Annotated in this window: 2 protein-coding genes; both read right to left on the bottom strand. The window is 47.4% G+C overall.

The genetic code is table 11. The features are described 5' to 3' along the window. The coding region (locus R7F07_RS25075) for an alpha/beta fold hydrolase (RefSeq protein ID WP_318110646.1) at nucleotides 1–472 on the bottom strand (472 nt) is incomplete at its 3' end. Further along, the coding region (locus tag R7F07_RS25070) for a thiamine pyrophosphate-dependent enzyme (RefSeq protein WP_318110645.1) at nucleotides 459–1210 on the bottom strand (752 nt) is incomplete at its 5' end. The genes R7F07_RS25070 and R7F07_RS25075, both read right to left, overlap by 14 nt.

The following is a 1210-nucleotide window of genomic DNA, read 5'->3' as shown; positions in this document are numbered from 1 at the left end:
GATACCAATCGTTCAAAACACGTTCAAGTGGTTCACTCTCGAAGCGCAGTGCCCATTTTTGGTCGTTGTGCAATCTTGACTGTATCTCTGACTCTGTTTGAAGCCCGAAGTTTCCCCCTTCCACAATCGCGCCGACAATATTGAGATCTGAGAAGCACTCACCAGCAAGACCGTGCATTGCGATTCTTCCACCCATTGAGTAGCCAATCAAAATAAGTGGTTGTTGCGGAGGAAATAATAAAGATAGTGTGGAATTAAGAAGTTTGCAGCAATCATCGAGATCGTTGCACTTTGTAAACTGGCTGCGACCATGACCAGGAAGGTCTATAACGACTCGTTCAAACTGAGTCAGCTCATCCAAACAAGCTTGCCAATCAGCACCACTTCCTAAAAGACCATGCAAAAACACCAGAGTGGGAAGATCACCACTTTGGTGTTTTTCAGTTGGAGAGAGACGCTCAGAGTGAAGCATGCAGGCTCTTATTAAATGCCTTTATCAACTCTGCGGCTTGGCTTGGTGGGGTTTGAACTTCCACCAGCATTGTGCCTTGGCCGCTCGACAGGTGCTCGGCAACCATTGCTTGATACATTTCTAATGTTGTTGGCTTTTCATACTTTAAGCCAAACTGCTTAGCTGCATGTTCAAACTGATAACCGTGGGGCATTTGGTAGTACGCAGTGCGATGCTCCTGAGGCACTGGCAACATATCGAAAATCGCACCACCATCATTGTTTGTGACCACAAGTACTGACGGCAGATCATTACGAGAAAACAGCGCGAGCGAGTTGAGGTCATAAAGCGCCGATGTATCTCCGATGTACATCAATAGCGGCTTGCCTCGTGAGCGCTGCACACCCGAAGCTGTGGCAAATAGACCATCAATACCCGACGCTCCGCGATTGGTAAACACCTCAGTATTTAATCGGCCAAACATATCGACTAATCGAACAAACAAGCTGTTACCGAGAAAGACATCGACGCTCTGCGTTCGCTCTTCAATGTCAGCCGCTAACGCGATTTCATTAAGCGTTGAAGCTGATGAAGACAGAAACTCATCGCGAATGTGAGCGCGAACATGGGCTATATCGGTCAGCAATCCATCAGCCCACCCTTGAGTACTTGAGCTCTTAACATCAACACGCTCGACCCAACTTTTAGGTGATGCAGGCCAATGCAATTGCTGAAGGTGTGATTGGTTATCTCGGCTTA

It is taken from the genome of Vibrio sp. YT-16, assembly GCF_033337405.1.
GTDB lineage: Bacteria > Pseudomonadota > Gammaproteobacteria > Enterobacterales > Vibrionaceae > Vibrio > Vibrio alginolyticus.
This window is presented reverse-complemented; position numbering and strand designations above follow the sequence as displayed.